The sequence below is a fragment of the Hymenobacter sp. B1770 genome, from assembly GCF_049896385.1.
In the GTDB taxonomy this organism is placed as follows: domain Bacteria; phylum Bacteroidota; class Bacteroidia; order Cytophagales; family Hymenobacteraceae; genus Hymenobacter.
This window is the reverse complement of sequence record NZ_JAFCUF010000089.1, coordinates 1-272: the sequence shown is the minus strand read 5'-3', so window position 1 is coordinate 272 and position 272 is coordinate 1. Positions and strand designations below refer to the sequence as shown.

Annotated in this window: 1 protein-coding gene; it reads right to left on the bottom strand. The window is 64.7% G+C overall.

The features are described 5' to 3' along the window. Positions 1 to 272, bottom strand: a 272-nt coding sequence (locus tag ACP7AJ_RS21615) for a glycine-rich protein (protein WP_426062314.1), incomplete at both ends; no start/stop codon positions are given.

Here is a 272-nt window from a genome sequence, read left to right as displayed (position 1 = left end):
ATGGCCCCCGTTACTGTTTTGGTTGGGAACGGGGTTAAGGGCGGCGGCGGAGGCGCCACCGCCACCGGCCGCCGATAACAAGCGGTTGGTTAGAGCGGTGCCGCCTCGTCGGATATCGGTGCCGCCGCCGCCGCCGCCGCCGTTGTAGTAGCCACTACCCCCCCCATTGAAACCCCCGCTCTGTACGTAGCCCGTGGAACTTTGTGCACTAGTGCAATCCGTACCCCGCCCGGCCACGTTGATGGTTAGTGTTTCACCGGGGCTTACCGTGA